This is a genomic window from Bacillus sp. FSL K6-0138, assembly GCF_037982765.1.
Classification (GTDB): Bacteria; Bacillota; Bacilli; order Bacillales; family Bacillaceae; genus Bacillus; species Bacillus glycinifermentans.
Genome location: NZ_CP150286.1, coordinates 1,240,017 through 1,258,151, shown reverse-complemented (window position 1 = coordinate 1,258,151; position 18,135 = coordinate 1,240,017). Strand labels below are relative to the sequence as shown.

Sequence of the window (18,135 nt, the reverse complement as noted above, 5' to 3'; positions counted from 1 at the left end):
TTTTACGAGTTGTTTGTTAATCGTCCATGCTGCATTTTGGAGTCGTAAGTTGTGGTAGTCAAGTCCATTCGATCATATGATAGGGAGTGGTTGTTTGAAACCTTCAACAAACCGAATGCTAACCAGGATTAAGTCAGTCTACATGTTCATTCAAGAAAAGGGACTCGTTACAACCCAGGAACTGGTTGATGAATTTGGCACTACACCGAGAACAATCCAGCGTGATCTGAATGTGTTGGCATACAACGATTTGGTTCGCAGCCCAAGCAGAGGCAAATGGGAAACAACAAGAAAAAAAGTGAGAATATCTTCATAGAATTGTTCCAAAAAAACGCAACACACAATTGATATAAATAAGACTCACCTTGCTTTGCGAGTTTTTGAAACTGCTTCTAACAAGACACTCAAAGTTTTGAGTGTCTTTTATTTTTTTAGGGCCGCAAGCTCCGATTCCGTCAGCTCTCTGTACTCCCCAGGCAAAAGGTCTGGGTCGAGCGCCACATCTCCCATCTTCAGCCGTTTTAAGTAGGTCACTTCATTGCCGACGGCTTTCAGCATCCGTTTCACCTGATGGAATTTCCCTTCCGTGATCGTCAACAGGAGCTTGTGCCTGCCGTTTTCATTTTCCAGAATCACCGCTTTCGCCGGCTTTGTGACATACCCGTCCCCAATGTCGACCCCTCTTTCGAGCCTGGCAGCGCTAGCCTCTGTGACCGGCTTCTCGGCATGCACCTCATACGTTTTAGGGACATGCTTTTTCGGCGACAAAAGCCGGTGTGCGAGCCCGCCGTCGTTTGTCAGTAGAAGCAGGCCTTCGGTATCTTTGTCAAGCCTTCCGACCGGAAACGGCGCAAAGTGCAAAAACTCCGGTTCGAGCAAATCGATAACCGTCTCCTCGCGGCTGTCTTCTGTTGCCGACACTACCCCCTGCGGCTTGTTCATCATCAAATAAACAAACTCCCGGTAATGGACGGGCTCGCCGTATACGGTGACTTCGTCATGATTCGGATCAATCTGTTCTTTCGCATCCTTGACGATTCTGTCTTTTACGCGAACCGCTCCGTTCTTCAGCATTTTTTTTACGTCTTTTCTCGATCCATAGCCGCTGTTCGCCAGAAGCTTATCCAATCTCATAAGGTGATTCCTCCTTAATATAAATAAAAGGCTTTGTTCATTATGCTATTGCGGCTTCAAAAAAACAACCGGACATATTAATCTGGCTGTTTGATCAATTATTCAGGCTGCGTCCCTGCTCCGCGGCTGCCCGCTCCGTTCTTCAAGAAAATAGAGCCGGAGTGTCCCGGACCAGCTTAATGTGCCGATGTCCTTCATTTTCTTGCATGACGAATGTGTGGTACGTGTTACACTCGGCGTCAGATTGACCAGGTGGCACCATACCCGCAATAGCCCGCAAGATCGCAATATCTTCAGCAAGGAATATTACATTTTGACTTTGCCTGCAAAGCGTGCTGTACGGCGGTGCATGAAGTCGGTTCTAGATGTGCGAATAGATCAGCCATTCCGCGAGCTTTTTGAATGTTCCAAGCCTCCAATAAGTCCTCATCCTTCATGATGTTTCCGCACTCCTTTGCCCGCCGTTTTTTGCGAATAATTGCGGACATGCACCTAAGCTTGACCGGAATGGTCTATTGTGTGCATGTTACATATTCCTGAGGCCATGTCCAATATCCTTCTCCGGGTTCCATTGTTGATCATTGAAAATATTATCCACAACGGCTTTATGCTCTCTTTTCAAAACAAAGGAACAATCTTCTCAAAAATAAAAGAAAAGCCCGCTTATGAGGCCTTTCTTTTGAAAAAGCGGCTTAACCGCTGACCGAATATTTTTTCTAACAGTTTTAGACGGTGAGCCAAATACAGATAGACGATACCGCCGATTGCCGATGTAATGGCGATGATAACAGCTGAGCGGATCTGTCCGCCCTCATATGAAATAAATAAACCGAGGACCGCTTTGGCGATTAATACGACGGCTCCCATTACAGCGGTCAGGATCGCCATCAGCAAAAACCTTTTAAGCAGTTTTTTATAAGCGTAGCCGGCATGCCGTCTGATCATGATGAAGCCATACAATAAAGATGCCGAATATCCGAGCGCTGTCGCCAAAATCGATCCTTCTCCCTGAAAGAGCTTGATCAAAGGCACGTTCAGCACGACTTTGATGATGACCCCAACCAGAAGGCTGACAACGGCGAATTTTTGCTTGTTAATCCCCTGCAAAATAGCGGCGTTAACCGTAAATAAAGAAAATAAAAGCGCAACCGGCGAATACCAGAATAAGATGTCTTGTCCGACATCGGGAAGCAGGCTTTCCGATCCGTAGAAAAACGTGTAGAACGGTCCGGCGAGAAGCGACATTCCGACGGAAGCCGGAAGCACGATAAACAAAATAATCTGCATCGCCTGGTCAATCTGCTTGTTTAAAGCCGGAAAGTCACGGTTGGTGAAGTTTTCCGTAATAACCGGGATCAATGTCAGCCCGAAAGCCGTCGCAAGAGAAACCGGAATCATCACAAGCTTAGGAACGTAAAGCGTGACGATCGCCAGCAGATCCTGGCTGATGCTTTGATACCCCGCTTCAATCATCGCTTTATTAAACGTATTTGTATCAATGTACTGATAAAGCGGGATCGCCAGCCCGACAAAAACGTACGGAGCGGCATAACTGAACAGTTCCTTAAACATCTGCCTGTACGTAATATTTGACGGCGGAACAAGGTTCGGCTTCATCGATATAAGGTACCCTTTTCTTTTCTGCCAGGAAAAATAAAGGGTGAAAAGCCCCGCAAACGCACCGATCAATGCAGCGAACGTCGCATAGCCTACGGCTACTACAAGTCCGCCGTTCAGCACTTTCATGACCAAATACGTCGCAGTGAGGAGAAAAACGATTCTGGCAAGCTGTTCAACAACCTGTGAAACGGCTGTCGGCCCCATCATCTGGTGGCCTTGGAAAAATCCCCTCACAAGGGCCAATACCGGCACAACCAATAAAGCCAAGCTGACCATGCGAATGACATAAACGACGTGTTCGATCGTCAGACCGTTATTTTCCGTCCCGCCGAGCGCTGTTTCTGCAAAAAACGGAGCGGTTACATAAAGAAGGGAAAAAGCGATGATTCCCGTGACGAGCATCATCGACATTCCGGCGCGCAGCATCCTTCTCGTCGTTTCATAATCACCGATCGAATTATATTTTGAAACAAACTTGGACACGGCCGCCGGAAAGCCCATCGTGGCAATGCTCAAAAAAATCGTATATTGATTATAACCGTACTGGAACAGGGCACCTCCGGTGGCACCGACCATGGCTCCAAACGGAATTAAATAAATCATTCCGAGGATCCTCGAAATATAGGTACCAAGCGTTAATATAAACGTGCCTCTTAACAGTTTGCTTGACATGTTCCCAATCACCATTTTTCTAAAATAGATTCAACTTTTCTATTTTAACACACAGGTGCTTCACCTAGGTAATAATAACTGGGCTAAATTTTAACAGATCTTTTTTAAAGGCGTCATTCTTTCGTTATAATAATAGGATGGAGCGCGGATTCGCTTCGCGCGGCCTTACACTGCAGGAAAGTTGAGGAAATGTTATGAAGCATTATGATGTAATCGTCATCGGCGGAGGGCCTTCCGGGCTGATGGCCGCCATCGCGGCCGGTGAGCGGGGCCTGAACGTGCTGCTCATCGATAAAGGAAACAAGCTCGGCCGCAAGCTCGCCATCTCGGGAGGAGGCCGCTGCAATGTCACGAACCGCCTTCCGATTGATGAAATCATCAAACATATCCCCGGAAACGGCCGCTTTCTATACAGCGCTTTTTCCGAGTTTAACAATGAAGACATCATCGCGTTTTTTGAACGTCTCGGCGTGAAGCTCAAAGAAGAAGACCACGGGCGGATGTTTCCCGTTTCCGATAAAGCGCAAAGCGTTGTGGACGCTCTGTTGAGAAGACTTGAACAGCTGCATGTCAACATTCGTACGAACGAAAAGGTGGCATCCGTGTTATACGACGATCAGAAGGCATACGGCATCGTAACGAACAACGGCGAAAAGATTCTGACCGGGGCGGTCGTCGTGGCGGTCGGCGGCAAAAACGTCCCGCATACCGGCTCAACGGGAGACGGCTATGAATGGGCCGAAAATGCCGGGCATACGATTACCGAGCTTTTCCCGACAGAGGTTCCCGTCACTTCGGACGAACCGTTCATTAAACAAAAAACATTGCAAGGCCTGTCATTGAGAAATGTCGCGCTAAGCGTGTTAAACAAAAAAGGCAAACCCGTCATCACCCATCAGATGGATATGATTTTCACGCATTTCGGCCTTTCCGGCCCGGCTGTCCTCAGGTGCAGCCAATTTGTCGTAAAAGAGCTGAAAAAACAGGAGCATGTAAGGATGAATATCGATTTGTTCCCAGACCTCCACGAAGAACAGCTGTTTCAGCGAATGCAGAAAGAGCTGAAAGAGTCGCTGAAAAAGTCCGTTAAAAACGTGCTCAAGTCCTGGATGCAGGAACGGTATCTCCTGTTTCTGTTCGAACGGAGCGGGATCGATCCCTCCGAAACCTTTTCCACCCTTTCCAAAGACCGTTTCAGGGCGTTCGTAAAAGACTGCAAGGAGTTTTCCGTCATGGTGAACGGCACGCTTTCGCTTGAAAAAGCCTTTGTGACCGGAGGCGGTGTTTCGATAAAAGAAATCGATCCGAAAAAAATGGCGTCCAAAAAAAAGGACGGATTATATTTTTGCGGGGAAATTCTCGATATCCACGGGTACACCGGCGGGTACAACATTACATCGGCCCTTGTCACCGGACGGCTTGCCGGTTTAAACGCAGCGAAGTTTTCTGCGTCACTCCCCAAAAAATAAAAACAAGGCAAGTTCTTTGTATAAAATGAAGGGAACCCTCAATATATTAGGGTTCCCTTTTCTTATTAAACGTAACTTAATATATGGAAAAAGACAAATGATGCATAACGCTTTGTTTTAAATGGTTATATTGTTTTTCATTGGTATCTGAAAATGCTTCGCTTCTATTAGAAGGAATGTCCATATACAGAATGTCTTCTTTAAATTGAGAAACCGTAAAATCATATCTTTTGCCATTGATAAAATTATAAAAATGCCATCCATCAGGCAGTTTTGTTTTCCTTACTTCTCCACCTAATATATCATTTACTACTAGTGCAGTTACGCCGCATTGTCCATTTGCAGGGTTATCATGGCTCCATTTTGAACTTGAGTCTATAGACCAGGATTTAGACAATGCCTTCATTATTTGTTCGATTTGCAAGAGGTAATGATCTTCCATAAAAAATCCTCCTTTTCATTAGCTTATTTCAATTTTAATTAAAGTAACCCTGCATTGTTAGTTGAACAAGGACTGCATATTGAATTTTGACAAGCGTAAACTTATTATAAGCATCGGTCATTTCAAATATAAAGGAAGATTCCTTTATTTTGTGTGTTGTGCTTTCTTCACTGCGACGATCTACAAATAAGGACCAAGCAAGGTAATGAAGGCATAATGAGACGTATGGACAACGGCAGCCGGCACCTCGCCTGCTGTTTTTTTGTTCTACCGCCCGAAGCAGATGCCTCTCGATTGTTCATGGTGAACAACCTCTCCTCCCTCATAATGATCATTTCTCACAAAATAACGTTGACTTCCCACATAAATATGTTTAATATAAACATATAAGTTGTTCACATCTAACAAAAGGTGAGGAAAATGCAACCGAATGAACGCAGAAATGTGATTTTGGAACAATTGAATAAGCACCAAAAAATCGATATTGAAGCATTGGCGGCAGAATTGAATGTTTCCGCCATGACGATCCGGCGCGATTTGGCGTATCTGGAGCAGAAGGAACAGGTCATCCGCACGCATGGCGGCGCTGTTCTCAATAAGCCGCTTGTCGTGGAATCTTCCTTTCTGACAAAGGAAGGAAAACATGCAGCAGAGAAGAAGCGCATCGCCCAAAAAGCGGCAGAGCTCGTGAAAGAAAATTACACCATCCTGCTTGACTCTGGAACGACTACACTCGAGATCGCCAAGCTGCTGAAGCACAAAAGCAAATTGACGGTCGTGACAAATGACATCAAGATTGCAGCAGAGCTGATGGACAGCGAAGTCAAGCTGATTCTCACAGGCGGGGAGGTGCAGAACAATATCGGCGCACTTTTCGGTCCGCTGACGGAACAGACGTTGCGCAATGTGCACGTTGATTTGTGCTTCCTCGGAGCGCACGCCGTCGACCTGCATGCCGGGGTCACAGTACCGACATTCGAAAAGGCATCAATTAAGAAGCTCATGATCGAATCCGCTCGGGCAACCTGGCTTGTCGCTGATGCCAGCAAGCTCGATCAAAAAGCACTTGTTAAGGTGTGCGGCTTGAAGGAATTATCCGGCATCATTTCAGATTCCGGCATTGTCGATTATCATCCTCATGAATTGCGGGAGCTTTTAGATGTCATAGCAGCGGAGGAGGAATCCGAATGAAAATAGGCGTTATCGCAGATGATCTCACCGGAGGCAATGGCACAGGCGTCAAGCTGACAAAGCTTGGCTACACCGTGGCGACGATGGTCTTTTACGAAAATTTGCCGTCATCGGAAGAGATCAACGGTGTGATTATCGATACCGACAGCCGCTATGCGAAAGAAGAAGTCGCACATCGCCGGGTGAAAACGGCGGCAGCGAACCTGAAAAAGTGGAAAACGGATATCGTCTGCAAGCGCATCGACAGCACGGTGCGCGGCAACATCGGAACAGAGCTGGATACCCTTCTTCATGAATTGGGCGAAGAGTCCATCGCGGTCGTCGTTCCGGCATATCCAGACTCAGGCCGCATCGTATCAGGCGGCTATCTGCTGATCCACGGCGTACCCGTCCAGCTGTCTGATGTCGGAAAGGATCCTGTCAAGCCTGTTACAGAATCTCATATCCCGAAGCTTGTACAAAAGCAAAGCGACCATCAGGTTGCAGGCATCGGTTTAGAGACCATCCTCGCCGGCAAGGAAGCGATCGAAGCGGACATGCTCGAGAAAATCCAAAAAGGCGCCCGAATCCTCGTTCCTGATGCCATCACGAATGAGAACATTGAATCAATCGCATGTGCTATGGCGGAGCTGGATATGTATCAGATGGTCCCCGCCGATCCCGGGCCGCTGACTTCCGCGTACGCCCGAGCGTTCAGCAGAAAGCGGATGAAGGACAAGAAAATCATCATCACCGTCGGCAGCGTCACATCCAACAGCTCCAAGCAGCTGCAATATTTGATCGATAAGACGAATCTCCGCCCTGTCTATGTGGATGCCAAAAAGCTTGCGACAATGGACGAAACGTGGGACCAAGAAGTAGACCGTGTCATCAAAAGAGCGGCAGAAGAGATGAAAAAGCAGGACATTCTTTTGATCACAACCGATTCGCTTAAATCAGAAATCCTTGATTTGAAAACGCTCGCAGACAAGGAGCATGTAAGCCAGGATGCATTGGCAAAGCGCATCGCCGACGGCCTGGGCAAGATGACAAGGCTTGTGATCCAAAACAGCCGGTTTGACATTGGCGGCTGTTTTACAAGCGGCGGAGATGTAACCGCTTCCCTCTGCTCGATCTCAAGAGCGGAAGGCATCCAATTGATCGACGAAATCCTGCCGCTAGTCGCCTACGGAAAATTCATCGGAGGCTACCTGGATGGTATTCCGATCGTTACAAAAGGCGGTACGGCAGGCGGTACGAAAGCAATTTACACAAGCGTGAAATATCTTGAAGCAACATTTTAAGGAGGAATCTAACATGGCAGAACGAGCAATTATTGCAATTCCGATGGGAGACCCGGCAGGAATCGGCCCGGAAATCACGATGAAATCTTTAACGAAGAAGGAAATCTACGATGTATGCAAACCGCTTGTGATCGGTGATACAGAGGTCATCAAAAAAGCGATCGAGATCGTGAAAGCGGATCTGCAAGTAAACGAAGTTTCAGCGCCTGCAGAAGGAAAATACGAATTCGGTACCGTCGATGTGATCAATTTGGCGAATATCGATATCGATAAACTTGAATACGGACAGGTTTCTGCCCAATGCGGACGGGGCGCATTCGAATATATTAAAAAATCCGTGGAGCTTGCCATGTCTGGAGAAGTTAAAGCACTGGCGACGACCCCAATCAATAAGGAATCGTTGAAAGCCGCTAAAGTGCCGTATATCGGGCATACCGAAATGCTGGAGGATTTGGCCGGTTCAGACGATCCGCTTACGATGTTCGAGGTGAACGGCATGCGCATCTTCTTCCTCACCCGCCACCTGTCATTGAAGAATGCCATTGATCAAATGACAAAAGAAAGAGTACATGATTACTTGATTCGTTGTGATCGGGCATTGCAGCGCCTTGGAGTTAAGAAAGGCAAATTCGCGGTGGCAGGCTTGAATCCGCATAGCGGGGAAGGCGGCTTGTTCGGCCGGGAGGAAATCGAGCAAATCAAGCCGGGCATTGAGCTCGCGGTGAAAGATGGTATAGACGCGGTCGGTCCGGTGCCGGCGGACTCGGTCTTCTACCAGGCACTGAACGGCAAATACGATGCGGTTCTATCGTTATACCATGACCAGGGACATATCGCTGCAAAAATGACGGACTTTCACCGGACGATTTCCATCACGAACGGTCTGCCGTTCTTGCGTACCTCCGTCGACCACGGTACCGCATTCGATATTGCTGGCAAAAACATCGCAGAAAGCACCAGCATGGAAGAATGCATCAAGGTTGCAGCACAGTACGCGCCGAACTTCTCGCCAAACAGCCTGTAAACATTGCATACGCCGGAAGGGAAGGATTCTGAATCCTTCCTTTCTAAAGACCTTATTTGTAACCGCTTACAAAAATAGACTTTAGGGGGAAAAACAAATGCCATTACTCATCATCGCTTTAGGTGTACTCTTGTTGCTCATCTTGATCATGAGATTCAAGCTCAATACATTCGTTTCCTTGATCATTGTCTCCTTTATCGTGGCGCTGCTTTTGGGCATACCGATGTCAGACGTTGTAGGCTCCATTGAAAACGGTTTAGGCGGAACGCTGGGCCATATCGGGCTGATCTTCGGGATGGGCGCCATGCTGGGCCGTCTCATTGCCGACGCCGGCGGGGCAAACCGCATCGCTACCACGCTGATTGACCGCTTCGGCGAAAAGCGCATCCAGTGGGCCGTTTTATTCGCCTCTTTCATCGTCGGGATTGCGCTGTTTCTCGAAGTAACCATCGTCCTGCTGATTCCGATCATCTTCTCGATCGCAAAGGAGCTCAGGGTCTCCATCGTACATCTTGGGTTGCCGATGGTCTCTGCCGCACTCGCAACGCATGCCTTCCTTCCGCCCCACCCGGGTCCGACAGCAGTTGCTGCGGAGTACGGAGCGAATATAGGGCTTGTCCTTATTTATGGTATCATCGTCGCGATTCCGACGGTGATCCTGTCGGGAATCCTGTATCCCAAGCTTGCGAAACGCATCGTCCCTTCTGCCTGGACGCGGGAAGGCAGCGAATCCTTCGGGATTGCGAAAACATTCAAGGAAGAAGAAATGCCCGGATTCGCGGTCAGCGTCTTCACTGCCCTGTTCCCGGTTATTCTGATGGCACTCGGTGCCGCTGTCGATATCCTCCAGGCAGAACTGAAATTCTCAGACAATCTGTTTATTGATATCATCCGCTTTGTAGGCAATTCATCGACCGCGATGGTCATCTCGCTGCTGGTAGCGGTTTACACAATGGGAATCAGAAGAAAGGTCCCGATTCAAAAACTGATGGATTCCTGCGGTTCTGCCATCAATGCCCTCGGGATGCTGCTTTTGATCATCGGCGGCGGCGGTGCCTTAAAGCAGGTTCTCATCGACGGCGGTGTAGGAGATTATGTAGCATCCATTTTTTCCGGAACATCGATGTCACCGGTATTCTTCGCCTGGATGGTGGCGGCCATCCTGCGCATCTGCCTTGGCTCCGGAACGGTGGCAACTCTGACGACAGCCGGTCTCGTCATCCCGTCCCTTGCCTCTATGCCTGATGTGAATCTCGAGCTTGTCGCACTGGCGACAGGAGCAGGAAGCGCCATCGCTTCCCACGTCAATGACGCAGGCTTCTGGATGGTAAAGGAATCACTCGGCATGACGTTAAAGGAAGCCTTCGGAACGTATACGGTGCTTTCCACCATCACTGCGGTATCAGGTCTTGCGTTTACGATGATGTTGGATGTTTTCGTCTGAACTAAGTCTCTTCTCCGGCTTACTTTCTATATAAAATCAACGCCGAAAAACAGTAAAGCTGTTCGCCCTGGGGATCGCATGCAGCGGATACGTTATATTTTATATCGATCAGCTGGTCTTCTGACAGCTTTTTTAAAAACTCGTTGATTTCGTACTGCAAATCTTTTTCGTGTTCTTCATCAAATACGGCAACCTTCAGCATACGCTCTCTCCTTTCTATATGAAAGGTATTCGCGAAGTGCAGAAGTTATGAATGAAAAAGAAATCTCCCCGAACCGATGCCGGGGAGATTTGATCTTTTCTCGCTCAGTGAGATGTTGCATGCGTTGATATGCCGGTATGGCGCATTTGATCATGTTTCTGCATGTGCCGTTAATCTTCTGTTTCATACTGCCTGACCTAATCCGAATTTGCTTGTCTTAATAGAAACCGAGCAGCTTCCACCAGATCATGCCTGTCCCAAACCAGATGATCATATGCAAAATGGAAACGAAAAAGCCGATGGACCACCATTTGGCCTGCGTGACATAGCCGGAACCGAACAATACCGGTGCAGGACCTGCTCCATAATGCGTCGTTGAACCGAATAAATTGCCGAAAAAGCCAAGAAGAAGCGCGGCTAACATGGCCGGTGCCCCTGCATGGATCGCTACGGCCAAAAATGCCGGATACATGGCGCTGACATGCGCTGTTGAACTGGCAAAGAAATAGTGGACATAGTAATAACCGGCGCCCAACACGATCAATGCCGTGATCCAGGACATCCCGCCGACAGACTGGCTGATCTTATTTGAAACCCAAGGAATCAGCCCTAATTCATTGAGCTGAGTCGCCATCATCACGAGTGCGGCAAACCAAATCAGCGTGTCCCATGCCGCCTTTTCATTTTTAATATCATCCCAGCTTAAAACGCTTGTGACGAGCAATAAAGATAGGCCGATCAGCGCAGTTGCGGTGGCATCGATCCCGACCTTCTCGCCGAAAATCCACAATAGTAAAATCACGATAAATACGAAAATCATGTATTTTTCTGAGCGTTTGACAGGACCGAGCTCTTTTAATTTATCAATGGCCATCTGTCTGGCTCCGGGCGTTTCTTTGATTTCGGGACCATAAACCTTGTAGATAAACAGCGGAATGACGATCAGGCTGATCAAACCCGGGACTAAAGCCGCCAACAGCCAGCCGCCCCATGTGATGTCGACTCCTGCCGCTTTTGCGAAGGATACGGCAAGAGGGTTTGCAGCCATTGCCGTCATAAACATCGCTGAGGTGATCATGTTTCCCTGAAAGGATGTCAGCGTTAAAAATGCCCCCGCCTTTCGTTCCGTCCCGTCGCCCGGACGCGAACCGTAAGCTTCGGCCAAAGAGCGGACGATCGGAAACACGATTCCGCCGGCCCGGGCCGTATTGCTCGGCGTTGCAGGGGCCAAAATCAAATCGCATAAAATCAGCGAATACGAAAGGCCGAGCGTTTTCTTTCCGAACAGTCTAACAAATAAATAGGCAATCCGCGTTCCCAGACCTGTTTTAATAAATCCGCGGGAGATAAAGAATGCAGCGACGATCAGCCAAATCGTCGTATTGCTGAATCCGGCGAGCGCCTCCTGTGTCTTTAATGTCCCGGTGACGATCAAAAGCATCATGCTGATGATCGACAGCGATCCCATCGGAAGCGGTTTGCTGATAAAGCCTACGATTGTCGCGACGAATATCGCTAATAAATGCCATGCCCTCGGCTCGATCCCCGCCGGGGGTCCGATCAGCCAAATGCCGGCACCGATCATCACCGTCAATAGCAATGGGGGCCATCTGATCTCGGATGGTGCTTGTGAAGTGTGTGCTTGCTCAATCATTGCCATTTTTTTATCACTCCGTATTACGATGTTTGCTTGATATTTTACTTAATCCGTCAGAAATACCCCGATTAAATCTCGAAACACCTCCCTATCAAAATCACCGATCATTTTTACAATCCTTTCAAAAGCTACTTTACAATAATTTTTTTTATAAAAACATATCAAAATATGTAAAATGCGACCTATTTTCACCTTGTTTTTTGACTAATTTCTATCAATTGTTTGAATAAAAAAAGAAAAACTCCTTATCTCTTTGCGATAAGAAGTTTTTCCCCTTATTTTGTTTTCGGCTTCGTGTCACCCGTCCATTCGAGCATGCCGCCGACCATATTTGTCACGTCAAATCCTTTATCCATGAGATAGAGACAGACGTTTTCGCTGCGCTTTCCGGACCGGCAGACAAAGATATACGGCACGTCTTTTTGAAAGAAATCGAGCTTATCGGGAATGTCGCCCATCTTCATATGGACGGCTTCCGGTATCATGCCTTCAGCTACCTCTTCATCCTCTCTGACGTCGACGATATAAAGCGTTTCTCCTTTTGAAAGCTTTTCTTTTAATTCGTCCGGTGTGATCTCTTTTACTGTCATACTTCCAGCTCCCTTGGTTGTAGAGGTGTGATTATTATAGCAAAATTCAGGGAGCGAATGCTATTTAAGACGTCGCCTGCTGTGTCCCTTTATCAGGAAACACCGACTTTCCCGATATGTTAAACGTCTCGTTTTGCGGGGAAGCCCACGCCAAGGATCCGCCCGCAATCAGGCAGGCAAGCATGACAGCTGAAAAACAAACAGCTTTTTTCATATGAGTTCCTCCTTCATCTTGCATATTTGATGTTTGGCATCGCGCGATTGTTCGAGATAATAAGCGCTTTTTTCTTTATTACCAAGCCTCATGTAGTAATCGGCAATGTCATTCGTCAATTCGGCGACATGCGTCCACAGCTTTTTATTTGTCAAATATTCAAGCGCAAAATCGATGTCAAGCGGGTGTCCACCGTCGTATAAAGCAAAGATGAGCCTGAACTTCGCCGTGTACTCTTCCTCTCCGTATTCCGCCGCCCTTGAAAAACCCTCCTTGCAAAGCTGCCTCGCTTCTTCGCCGTAGCCTTGCTTATACAGGTTGCGGGCCAGTTCGAAAAAGGTGTTGATCCCAAAAATCGATTGTTCATGAACCTTGATGGCAAGCGCCTTTCTGAAATGTTCCTCTGCCAAAAGCGGCATGTTTCGATTGGCGTAGTTCACCCCCATGTTATGAAAAATGAGCCCGACAACCCTGTGATGATGGCAAGAAGCGGCCTTTTCCAACGCCCGTCTGTAATGTTCTTCCGCTTCCTTGATACGGAACAGGTCAAACTGGATGGACCCGAGAATCATGTAACACCCGATGGCCTTGTCTATGTATTCATCCCGCCTGCCGAAAACGGAAAGGGCTTTCTCGGCATGGTTCATGGAACGGAAATGATCGTCCACCTGATAGTACGCGATCGCGATTTTATAATGGAATTCTCCTTTTTCTATTTCATCGGTCACTTTGTATAATTTGCTTTCCGCTTTTTTATAGAAGCTGATCGCCTCAAGATAATTTTTTTCATAGAATTCGTACATGCCGGAAAAAAAGAAAAAGTAATATTGAATGAGGTCATCCGCGTATTTGACCGCTTCCTTTTGCTTTTGAATCTCCCTGAACGCCTTAGCGGATTCTGCGAATTGCTCTGTCATCAGCTTGTGGCGGTAATCCAAGAGGTGAAAATAAAGCAACAGGTCTCCGCGTGTTTCCATGTTTGCAAGCAGATTCTCAATCTCGTATTTTAACGAGACCGCTTGCAGTGCTTCGTGGCGTTTGATCATGGTATACCATTGGTTCATGAGCCCGGCCGCCTTTTCGTATGCCGTTTTCGTTTCCACTCACTTTTCATCCTTTCTTATGTTCAAAAACAATATATGCCTTTATTTCCTTTTTCTTCATGATTCTATTTTACAAAAAACGATTGTTATTGGCAATTATTTTATCATTATCAAATTTACGGTATTTTACAAGCGGTCAGCTCCAGGCTTCAAGCTGATTCTCGAGGCTTTCTGCTGTTACAAGGCTTTTCTGGAATTGACTTGGGCAGGAGAGGTTGTATCGTTTGATTTTTCGGTTGATCGAGCCGACCTTTTCTTCCCGGTTCCCGGATTTGATCGCATTTTCGATTTCTTGTTTGATTTCTTTTTGAAGCCGGAGCCACTCCGGAAGGTAACGGGCGTTTTTCAGGGTGCTGGAAAGGGCGTCCCCTTGGAGAGCCTCTTTTTTCAACGGCTTTCCGAATCCCGGAAGCGACTGTATCCCATCTTTTCCAAGGCTGTCTTTCACGACATGATCGATCCAATGCAGATACCTTTCATCGTTTTCTTTGCCCACGAACAATCGACTCCTTTCATCTCTAAGGTGCAAGCATCAGATTTCAGCAGGGTCCGGCTCGGCTGCTCCCGCTTTCCTCAATACTTGGTAGGCAAGCCACATGACCGTATAGCTTAACAGACTGACACTGAAAAAAGGAACGATTCCCGGCAGATAGCTAAACGCGACGTAAAGCGCGGCGCATACAGCCATCATCGTTAATGTATACTGCAAATACGACACCCCGAGGATGAGCGAAAATTTGAGATACATCCGTTTTTTCCAGTCGAAATGGGCAAGGAGCGGAAACAGATAAAACAGCATAATGAAAAACAAAAAGCCGAACGTCATGATGACAAAACGGAGGATGTGCAGGAAGGCATTTTCAGGATAAATGAAGGCCAGATCAACATAAATAACCATTCCCGCCGCCGCCAAAATGAGGCCGATCGCATTGGAGCGGAAAAATTCCCCGCGGTACGCCCGCCAAAACGTTTTGAAAACCGGAATGTCCGTATGGCCCATAATCCACTTTCTCATGACGGAAAATAAAGCGGTGGTCGCCGGCATAAATCCAAGCAGGCCAAAGCCGAGAAGCGTAAACATAAACCACAGCACATTCGTATAGGCAAATCTCACCACCCATTCGCAAAAGCTCATTACTCTCCCCAGGGAATTATTTTGTTCCACTCACACGGCCCCCTTTCAGGTGTGTTGCCGGGAATGAAGAAGCTCTTCGATCCCGATCGGCCTGTTTTCCTTGATCGAACGCCACATTCCTTCCCCGGCTGCGATCGAATAAGCCCCTGCTTCACTTCCGGCCAGAATGTCATACTCCCTGAAAGGATCTTTGCCGCTAAAGAGCTCCCTGAGCAGCAGGGGGTCCCCTCCGCCGTGTCCGCCCGGCTGACGGACGACACGGATCGTTTCCTTTGACTCAAACAGCGGAAAATACTCGATCGTCTGTTCGGGCACCTCGAAAGGAATTCTTCCGGGTGCATGATATTCCGTCGTTTCCAGCCTTCCTTTCGTACCGTTTATCGCGAGGCGGTAGCCTTCATACGGAGCGGAAAAATGGACGGAGTAGTTTAATAGGGCGCCGCCGTCATATTTCAAAACGGCCGCATAGGTGTCTTCAATATCGATTTCCTCGTCAAAAATGCAGGCGTCGGGCCTGTAGTTGGTGTACAGCAGATGCTGATGTTCGTCTGACCGGATATGGTCGTCTTCCGCATCTCCCGTTTCCCACCTCATAAAATAGCGGCATGCCTGTTTGACGCGGCACGTACCGCAATAGCGGTTTTCGCCTTTTTCAGGGTTCATTTCACCGTCAGGCCCGTAATAATACAATCCGCCGTAAGCAAAGACTTCCTCGGGCTTTTGATCAAGCCACCAATTGACAAGATCAAAATGGTGAGTCGACTTATGGACACTGAGCCCTCCGGAATACTTTCTCATCCTGTTCCAGCGCTTAAAATAGCTGGCTCCGTGATACGTATCAATATACCAGTTCAAATCGACGGACGTGATTCTGCCGAGCTTTCCTTCGAGGATCATCTCTTTAATTTTGCGGTGATACGGATTGTACCGGTAATTAAAGGTGACCGTCACCGTTCCTTCGCTTTCAGCTTCGGCGGCTATTACGACTGCAGCGTCTTTTACCGTTGTCACCATCGGCTTTTCCGTTATAACGTCTTTGTTTGATTGCAAAGCGCCCAAAATGTAGCGGACATGCGTGTCATCGCGGCTCGCCACGATCACAGTGTCGGGATCAACCTTTTCGATCATGTCGCTGAATGCTTCCGCCCTGAAAAACGGAACCGAACGGAGCTCGGGAAAGCGCTCTTTGCAGACGGCTTCCCTGAGCGGATCGTCGTCCAGGAGTGCCGCGATCCGGTGCCCGCGGCTGTATTCCCTTACAAGCGGCTCGATAAACATGTTGATTGCGCGGCCGCTCAAGCCGCAAATCACATACTTTTTCATCGGCAATTGACACCTCTGTTCATTGACCTAGAAGCCCCTCGATCAGTTCAAGCGCTTCATCGGTTTTCTTCGCATAAATCGGGATAAAGGCAGCCATATCCGTATTCAGCTGAAACGAATAGCCGTTCAGCTGCTTTTCCCCTTTTTTGATGACGGCTGCATAGACCTTTTGTCCGTCTGATGTATACGGCCCCTCTCCTTCAGGATCAGAGCCGAGCGGACGGAGCCCTTCCGGATCAAAAAACGGTTTAAACATGTCTTCGGGAACGACAAACAGATCTCCTTCCTTTGCCGCAATTTCGACGAGCAGTTTTTCTGGAGAGGCCGGGAAAAACGTGACATTTATCCCCTTTTTCCCGGCTGCCTTTTTAATCTTCTCTTTGATGTCTGAAGACGCATCCGAAAACATAAACACGTCTGTCTTTTCAGAATCCGCTTTGCCGCACGCTGACAAAAAAAGCATCACCGCGGTGAGAATCATCGGCAAAACCGCCTTTTCACTTGTCTCCCTCTTCCTGAAAGCGGCCGCTTTTTTCAAGCTCTGCCAGCGCCATAATGAGAGCGCCCACTCCGTGCAGATCATTGACGCTTTTTTCGCGGCTGACATAATACTCGTATGTTCCCGCGGAAGTCCCGACGCATATATCTTTCAAAAACAAACCTTCTGGCCTGATCTCGATTTTTTTCTCCAAGAGCCCTTTATACGCCTTCACGGCCCGTTCCATATACGATTGATCGATGTAGCCCATGCGGACCCCTTTTGCCATCGCATATGCATAGAGACACGAACAGGAGCTTTCCAGCCAATTGTCTGCCAGCTCTCCCTTGTCAACGACCTGGTACCATAACCCCGTTGCTTCATCCTGAAAATCGGCGAGGCTTTTGACCATCTCCTGAAGCGTGTTGATCCATTCGCGCTTCATTCCGCTTTCTTCCGGAAGGAGTTCGATCATGTCGCTGAGCGCCAGCGCATACCAGCCGATCGATCTTCCCCAAAACTCGGGGGAGCATCCCGATTCAGGATCGGCCCAAGGTGTGCTGCGCCGTTCGTCCCAGGCATGATAATACAATCCCGTATGACGGTCTTTCGTATGCTTTCTCATCAAAGTTTCTTCGAGGATGACCAAGTCGTACAGCTCGGGAGCGCCGAAGACCCTTGCATACTTGAGTGCAAAAGGTCCGCCCATATACAGACCGTCAAGCCACATCTGATAAGGATATTTATCTTTATGCCAAAAGCCTCCTTCTGATGTCCGGTTCAGCGTATCGAACAGGCCCCTCAGCTTTTCCGCCGCTTTCCTGTACCGTTCATCACCGGTCTCTTCATACAAAGGAAATAAAAGAAGGCCTGCCTGAACGGCATCAAGCTCATCTCTGCTGAAATAAAAATTGCCGTGTTCATCAACGAGATAGTCAACGTAATCCTTTACATAATCAAAATACGTTTCCTTCCCTGTCGCTTCCCAAAGGCGAATCAGCCCGCATAAGAACACGCCTTGATGATAATGCCAGCGACCCGCGGGAGGCAGCTTATCCTTCGTATACGTTTTCATTATCGTGTTTGCCGCTTCCTCGGCAACGTGAAGAGGCGATTTTGTGATGAGAGATCGATTCATGGCATTCAAATCCTTT

19 protein-coding genes are annotated in these 18,135 nt (G+C 48.0%); 6 read left to right on the top strand and 13 right to left on the bottom strand.

Annotated elements, in window-relative coordinates; all coding sequences use genetic code 11:
- The first annotated feature begins 94 nt into the window (after positions 1 to 94).
- Positions 95 to 316: a DeoR family transcriptional regulator gene (locus MHB78_RS06945; protein WP_006636141.1), complete on the top strand. Its 222-nt coding sequence runs from the start codon at positions 95 to 97 to the stop codon at positions 314 to 316.
- Positions 317 to 423: 107 nt separating this feature from the next.
- Here the strand turns inward: MHB78_RS06945 and MHB78_RS06940 are convergent, their stop codons facing one another.
- Both MHB78_RS06940 and MHB78_RS06935 read right to left on the bottom strand, forming a co-directional pair.
- Positions 424 to 1,134 carry a pseudouridine synthase gene (locus MHB78_RS06940; RefSeq protein ID WP_046129298.1) on the bottom strand — a complete coding sequence of 237 codons (711 nt, stop codon included), beginning with the start codon at positions 1,132 to 1,134 and terminating at the stop codon, positions 424 to 426.
- Between the two features lie 663 nt (positions 1,135 to 1,797).
- Entirely contained in the window at positions 1,798 to 3,426 is a 1,629-nt protein-coding gene (locus MHB78_RS06935; RefSeq protein ID WP_046129300.1) for a polysaccharide biosynthesis protein, read from the bottom strand.
- A 194-nt stretch (positions 3,427 to 3,620) separates the two neighbouring features.
- On the opposite strand from MHB78_RS06935, the gene MHB78_RS06930 reads away from it, so the two are divergent.
- Positions 3,621 to 4,895: an NAD(P)/FAD-dependent oxidoreductase gene (locus MHB78_RS06930; protein ID WP_046129301.1), complete on the top strand. Its 1,275-nt coding sequence runs from the start codon at positions 3,621 to 3,623 to the stop codon at positions 4,893 to 4,895.
- A gap of 76 nt (positions 4,896 to 4,971) precedes the next feature.
- On the opposite strand, the gene MHB78_RS06925 is transcribed toward MHB78_RS06930, so the two are convergent.
- Complete coding sequence (locus MHB78_RS06925) at positions 4,972 to 5,337, bottom strand: hypothetical protein (protein ID WP_046129302.1); 366 nt, start codon at positions 5,335 to 5,337, stop codon at positions 4,972 to 4,974.
- A gap of 420 nt (positions 5,338 to 5,757) precedes the next feature.
- On the opposite strand from MHB78_RS06925, the gene MHB78_RS06920 reads away from it, so the two are divergent.
- The 4 genes from MHB78_RS06920 (at position 5,758) to MHB78_RS06905 (ending at position 10,279) form a co-directional block, all read left to right on the top strand.
- A complete protein-coding gene (locus MHB78_RS06920) occupies positions 5,758 to 6,528 on the top strand; it encodes a DeoR/GlpR family DNA-binding transcription regulator (protein WP_046129303.1) in 771 nt (256 codons plus the stop codon).
- Positions 6,525 to 7,811, top strand: a complete 1,287-nt coding sequence (locus MHB78_RS06915) for a four-carbon acid sugar kinase family protein (RefSeq protein WP_046129304.1) — start codon at positions 6,525 to 6,527, stop codon at positions 7,809 to 7,811. Before MHB78_RS06920 ends, MHB78_RS06915 begins: the two co-directional genes overlap by 4 nt.
- Before the next feature lie 13 nt (positions 7,812 to 7,824).
- On the top strand, positions 7,825 to 8,835 hold the full coding sequence (pdxA, locus tag MHB78_RS06910) for a 4-hydroxythreonine-4-phosphate dehydrogenase PdxA (protein WP_046129305.1): 1,011 nt from the start codon (positions 7,825 to 7,827) through the stop codon (positions 8,833 to 8,835).
- Positions 8,836 to 8,932: 97 nt separating this feature from the next.
- Positions 8,933 to 10,279 carry a gluconate:H+ symporter gene (locus MHB78_RS06905; RefSeq protein ID WP_046129306.1) on the top strand — a complete coding sequence of 449 codons (1,347 nt, stop codon included), beginning with the start codon at positions 8,933 to 8,935 and terminating at the stop codon, positions 10,277 to 10,279.
- A gap of 19 nt (positions 10,280 to 10,298) precedes the next feature.
- Here MHB78_RS06905 and MHB78_RS06900 read toward each other — a convergent pair whose 3' ends face one another.
- The 10 genes from MHB78_RS06900 to MHB78_RS06855 all read right to left on the bottom strand — a co-directional run bounded on the left by MHB78_RS06900 (position 10,299) and on the right by MHB78_RS06855 (position 18,119).
- The gene (locus tag MHB78_RS06900) at positions 10,299 to 10,481 is read right to left on the bottom strand and encodes a sporulation protein Cse60 (protein ID WP_046129307.1); all 183 of its coding nucleotides are present in this window, start codon (positions 10,479 to 10,481) and stop codon (positions 10,299 to 10,301) included.
- Positions 10,482 to 10,698: 217 nt separating this feature from the next.
- The gene (locus MHB78_RS06895; RefSeq protein WP_046129308.1) at positions 10,699 to 12,141 is read right to left on the bottom strand and encodes an anion permease; all 1,443 of its coding nucleotides are present in this window, start codon (positions 12,139 to 12,141) and stop codon (positions 10,699 to 10,701) included.
- Positions 12,142 to 12,413: 272 nt separating this feature from the next.
- On the bottom strand, positions 12,414 to 12,728 hold the full coding sequence (locus MHB78_RS06890) for a rhodanese-like domain-containing protein (protein WP_046129309.1): 315 nt from the start codon (positions 12,726 to 12,728) through the stop codon (positions 12,414 to 12,416).
- 64 nt (positions 12,729 to 12,792) lie between these two features.
- Entirely contained in the window at positions 12,793 to 12,942 is a 150-nt protein-coding gene (locus tag MHB78_RS06885) for a hypothetical protein (RefSeq protein WP_164918172.1), read from the bottom strand.
- Positions 12,939 to 14,045 (bottom strand): Rap family tetratricopeptide repeat protein, encoded by a 1,107-nt coding sequence (locus MHB78_RS06880; protein WP_046129310.1) that lies wholly within the window; start codon positions 14,043 to 14,045, stop codon positions 12,939 to 12,941. The genes MHB78_RS06885 and MHB78_RS06880 overlap by 4 nt, the downstream gene beginning before the upstream one ends.
- A gap of 136 nt (positions 14,046 to 14,181) precedes the next feature.
- Positions 14,182 to 14,541: a DnaJ family domain-containing protein gene (locus tag MHB78_RS06875; RefSeq protein WP_046129311.1), complete on the bottom strand. Its 360-nt coding sequence runs from the start codon at positions 14,539 to 14,541 to the stop codon at positions 14,182 to 14,184.
- A gap of 36 nt (positions 14,542 to 14,577) precedes the next feature.
- Positions 14,578 to 15,210, bottom strand: coding sequence for a YesL family protein (locus MHB78_RS06870; protein WP_046129312.1), 633 nt, complete (start codon positions 15,208 to 15,210; stop codon positions 14,578 to 14,580).
- Between the two features lie 15 nt (positions 15,211 to 15,225).
- Positions 15,226 to 16,503 carry a Gfo/Idh/MocA family oxidoreductase gene (locus MHB78_RS06865; protein WP_046129313.1) on the bottom strand — a complete coding sequence of 426 codons (1,278 nt, stop codon included), beginning with the start codon at positions 16,501 to 16,503 and terminating at the stop codon, positions 15,226 to 15,228.
- Between the two features lie 19 nt (positions 16,504 to 16,522).
- Positions 16,523 to 16,966, bottom strand: a complete 444-nt coding sequence (locus tag MHB78_RS06860; RefSeq protein WP_046129341.1) for a hypothetical protein — start codon at positions 16,964 to 16,966, stop codon at positions 16,523 to 16,525.
- 34 nt (positions 16,967 to 17,000) lie between these two features.
- Positions 17,001 to 18,119 (bottom strand): glycoside hydrolase family 105 protein, encoded by a 1,119-nt coding sequence (locus tag MHB78_RS06855; protein WP_065894765.1) that lies wholly within the window; start codon positions 18,117 to 18,119, stop codon positions 17,001 to 17,003.
- Positions 18,120 to 18,135: the final 16 nt, after the last annotated feature.

Bases quoted from the DNA above. Each gene is read 5' to 3' on its own strand.
- MHB78_RS06940 (WP_046129298.1), bottom strand. From the start codon at position 1,134: ATGAGATTGGATAAGCTTCTGGCGAACAGCGGCTATGGATCGAGAAAA.
- MHB78_RS06935 (WP_046129300.1), bottom strand. From the start codon at position 3,426: ATGTCAAGCAAACTGTTAAGAGGCACGTTTATATTAACGCTTGGTACC.
- MHB78_RS06930 (WP_046129301.1), top strand. From the start codon at position 3,621: ATGAAGCATTATGATGTAATCGTCATCGGCGGAGGGCCTTCCGGGCTG.
- MHB78_RS06925 (WP_046129302.1), bottom strand. From the start codon at position 5,337: ATGGAAGATCATTACCTCTTGCAAATCGAACAAATAATGAAGGCATTG.
- MHB78_RS06920 (WP_046129303.1), top strand. From the start codon at position 5,758: ATGCAACCGAATGAACGCAGAAATGTGATTTTGGAACAATTGAATAAG.
- MHB78_RS06915 (WP_046129304.1), top strand. From the start codon at position 6,525: ATGAAAATAGGCGTTATCGCAGATGATCTCACCGGAGGCAATGGCACA.
- pdxA (WP_046129305.1), top strand. From the start codon at position 7,825: ATGGCAGAACGAGCAATTATTGCAATTCCGATGGGAGACCCGGCAGGA.
- MHB78_RS06905 (WP_046129306.1), top strand. From the start codon at position 8,933: ATGCCATTACTCATCATCGCTTTAGGTGTACTCTTGTTGCTCATCTTG.
- MHB78_RS06900 (WP_046129307.1), bottom strand. From the start codon at position 10,481: ATGCTGAAGGTTGCCGTATTTGATGAAGAACACGAAAAAGATTTGCAG.
- MHB78_RS06895 (WP_046129308.1), bottom strand. From the start codon at position 12,141: ATGGCAATGATTGAGCAAGCACACACTTCACAAGCACCATCCGAGATC.
- MHB78_RS06890 (WP_046129309.1), bottom strand. From the start codon at position 12,728: ATGACAGTAAAAGAGATCACACCGGACGAATTAAAAGAAAAGCTTTCA.
- MHB78_RS06885 (WP_164918172.1), bottom strand. From the start codon at position 12,942: ATGAAAAAAGCTGTTTGTTTTTCAGCTGTCATGCTTGCCTGCCTGATT.
- MHB78_RS06865 (WP_046129313.1), bottom strand. From the start codon at position 16,503: ATGAAAAAGTATGTGATTTGCGGCTTGAGCGGCCGCGCAATCAACATG.
- MHB78_RS06860 (WP_046129341.1), bottom strand. From the start codon at position 16,966: ATGCTTTTTTTGTCAGCGTGCGGCAAAGCGGATTCTGAAAAGACAGAC.
- MHB78_RS06855 (WP_065894765.1), bottom strand. From the start codon at position 18,119: ATGAATCGATCTCTCATCACAAAATCGCCTCTTCACGTTGCCGAGGAA.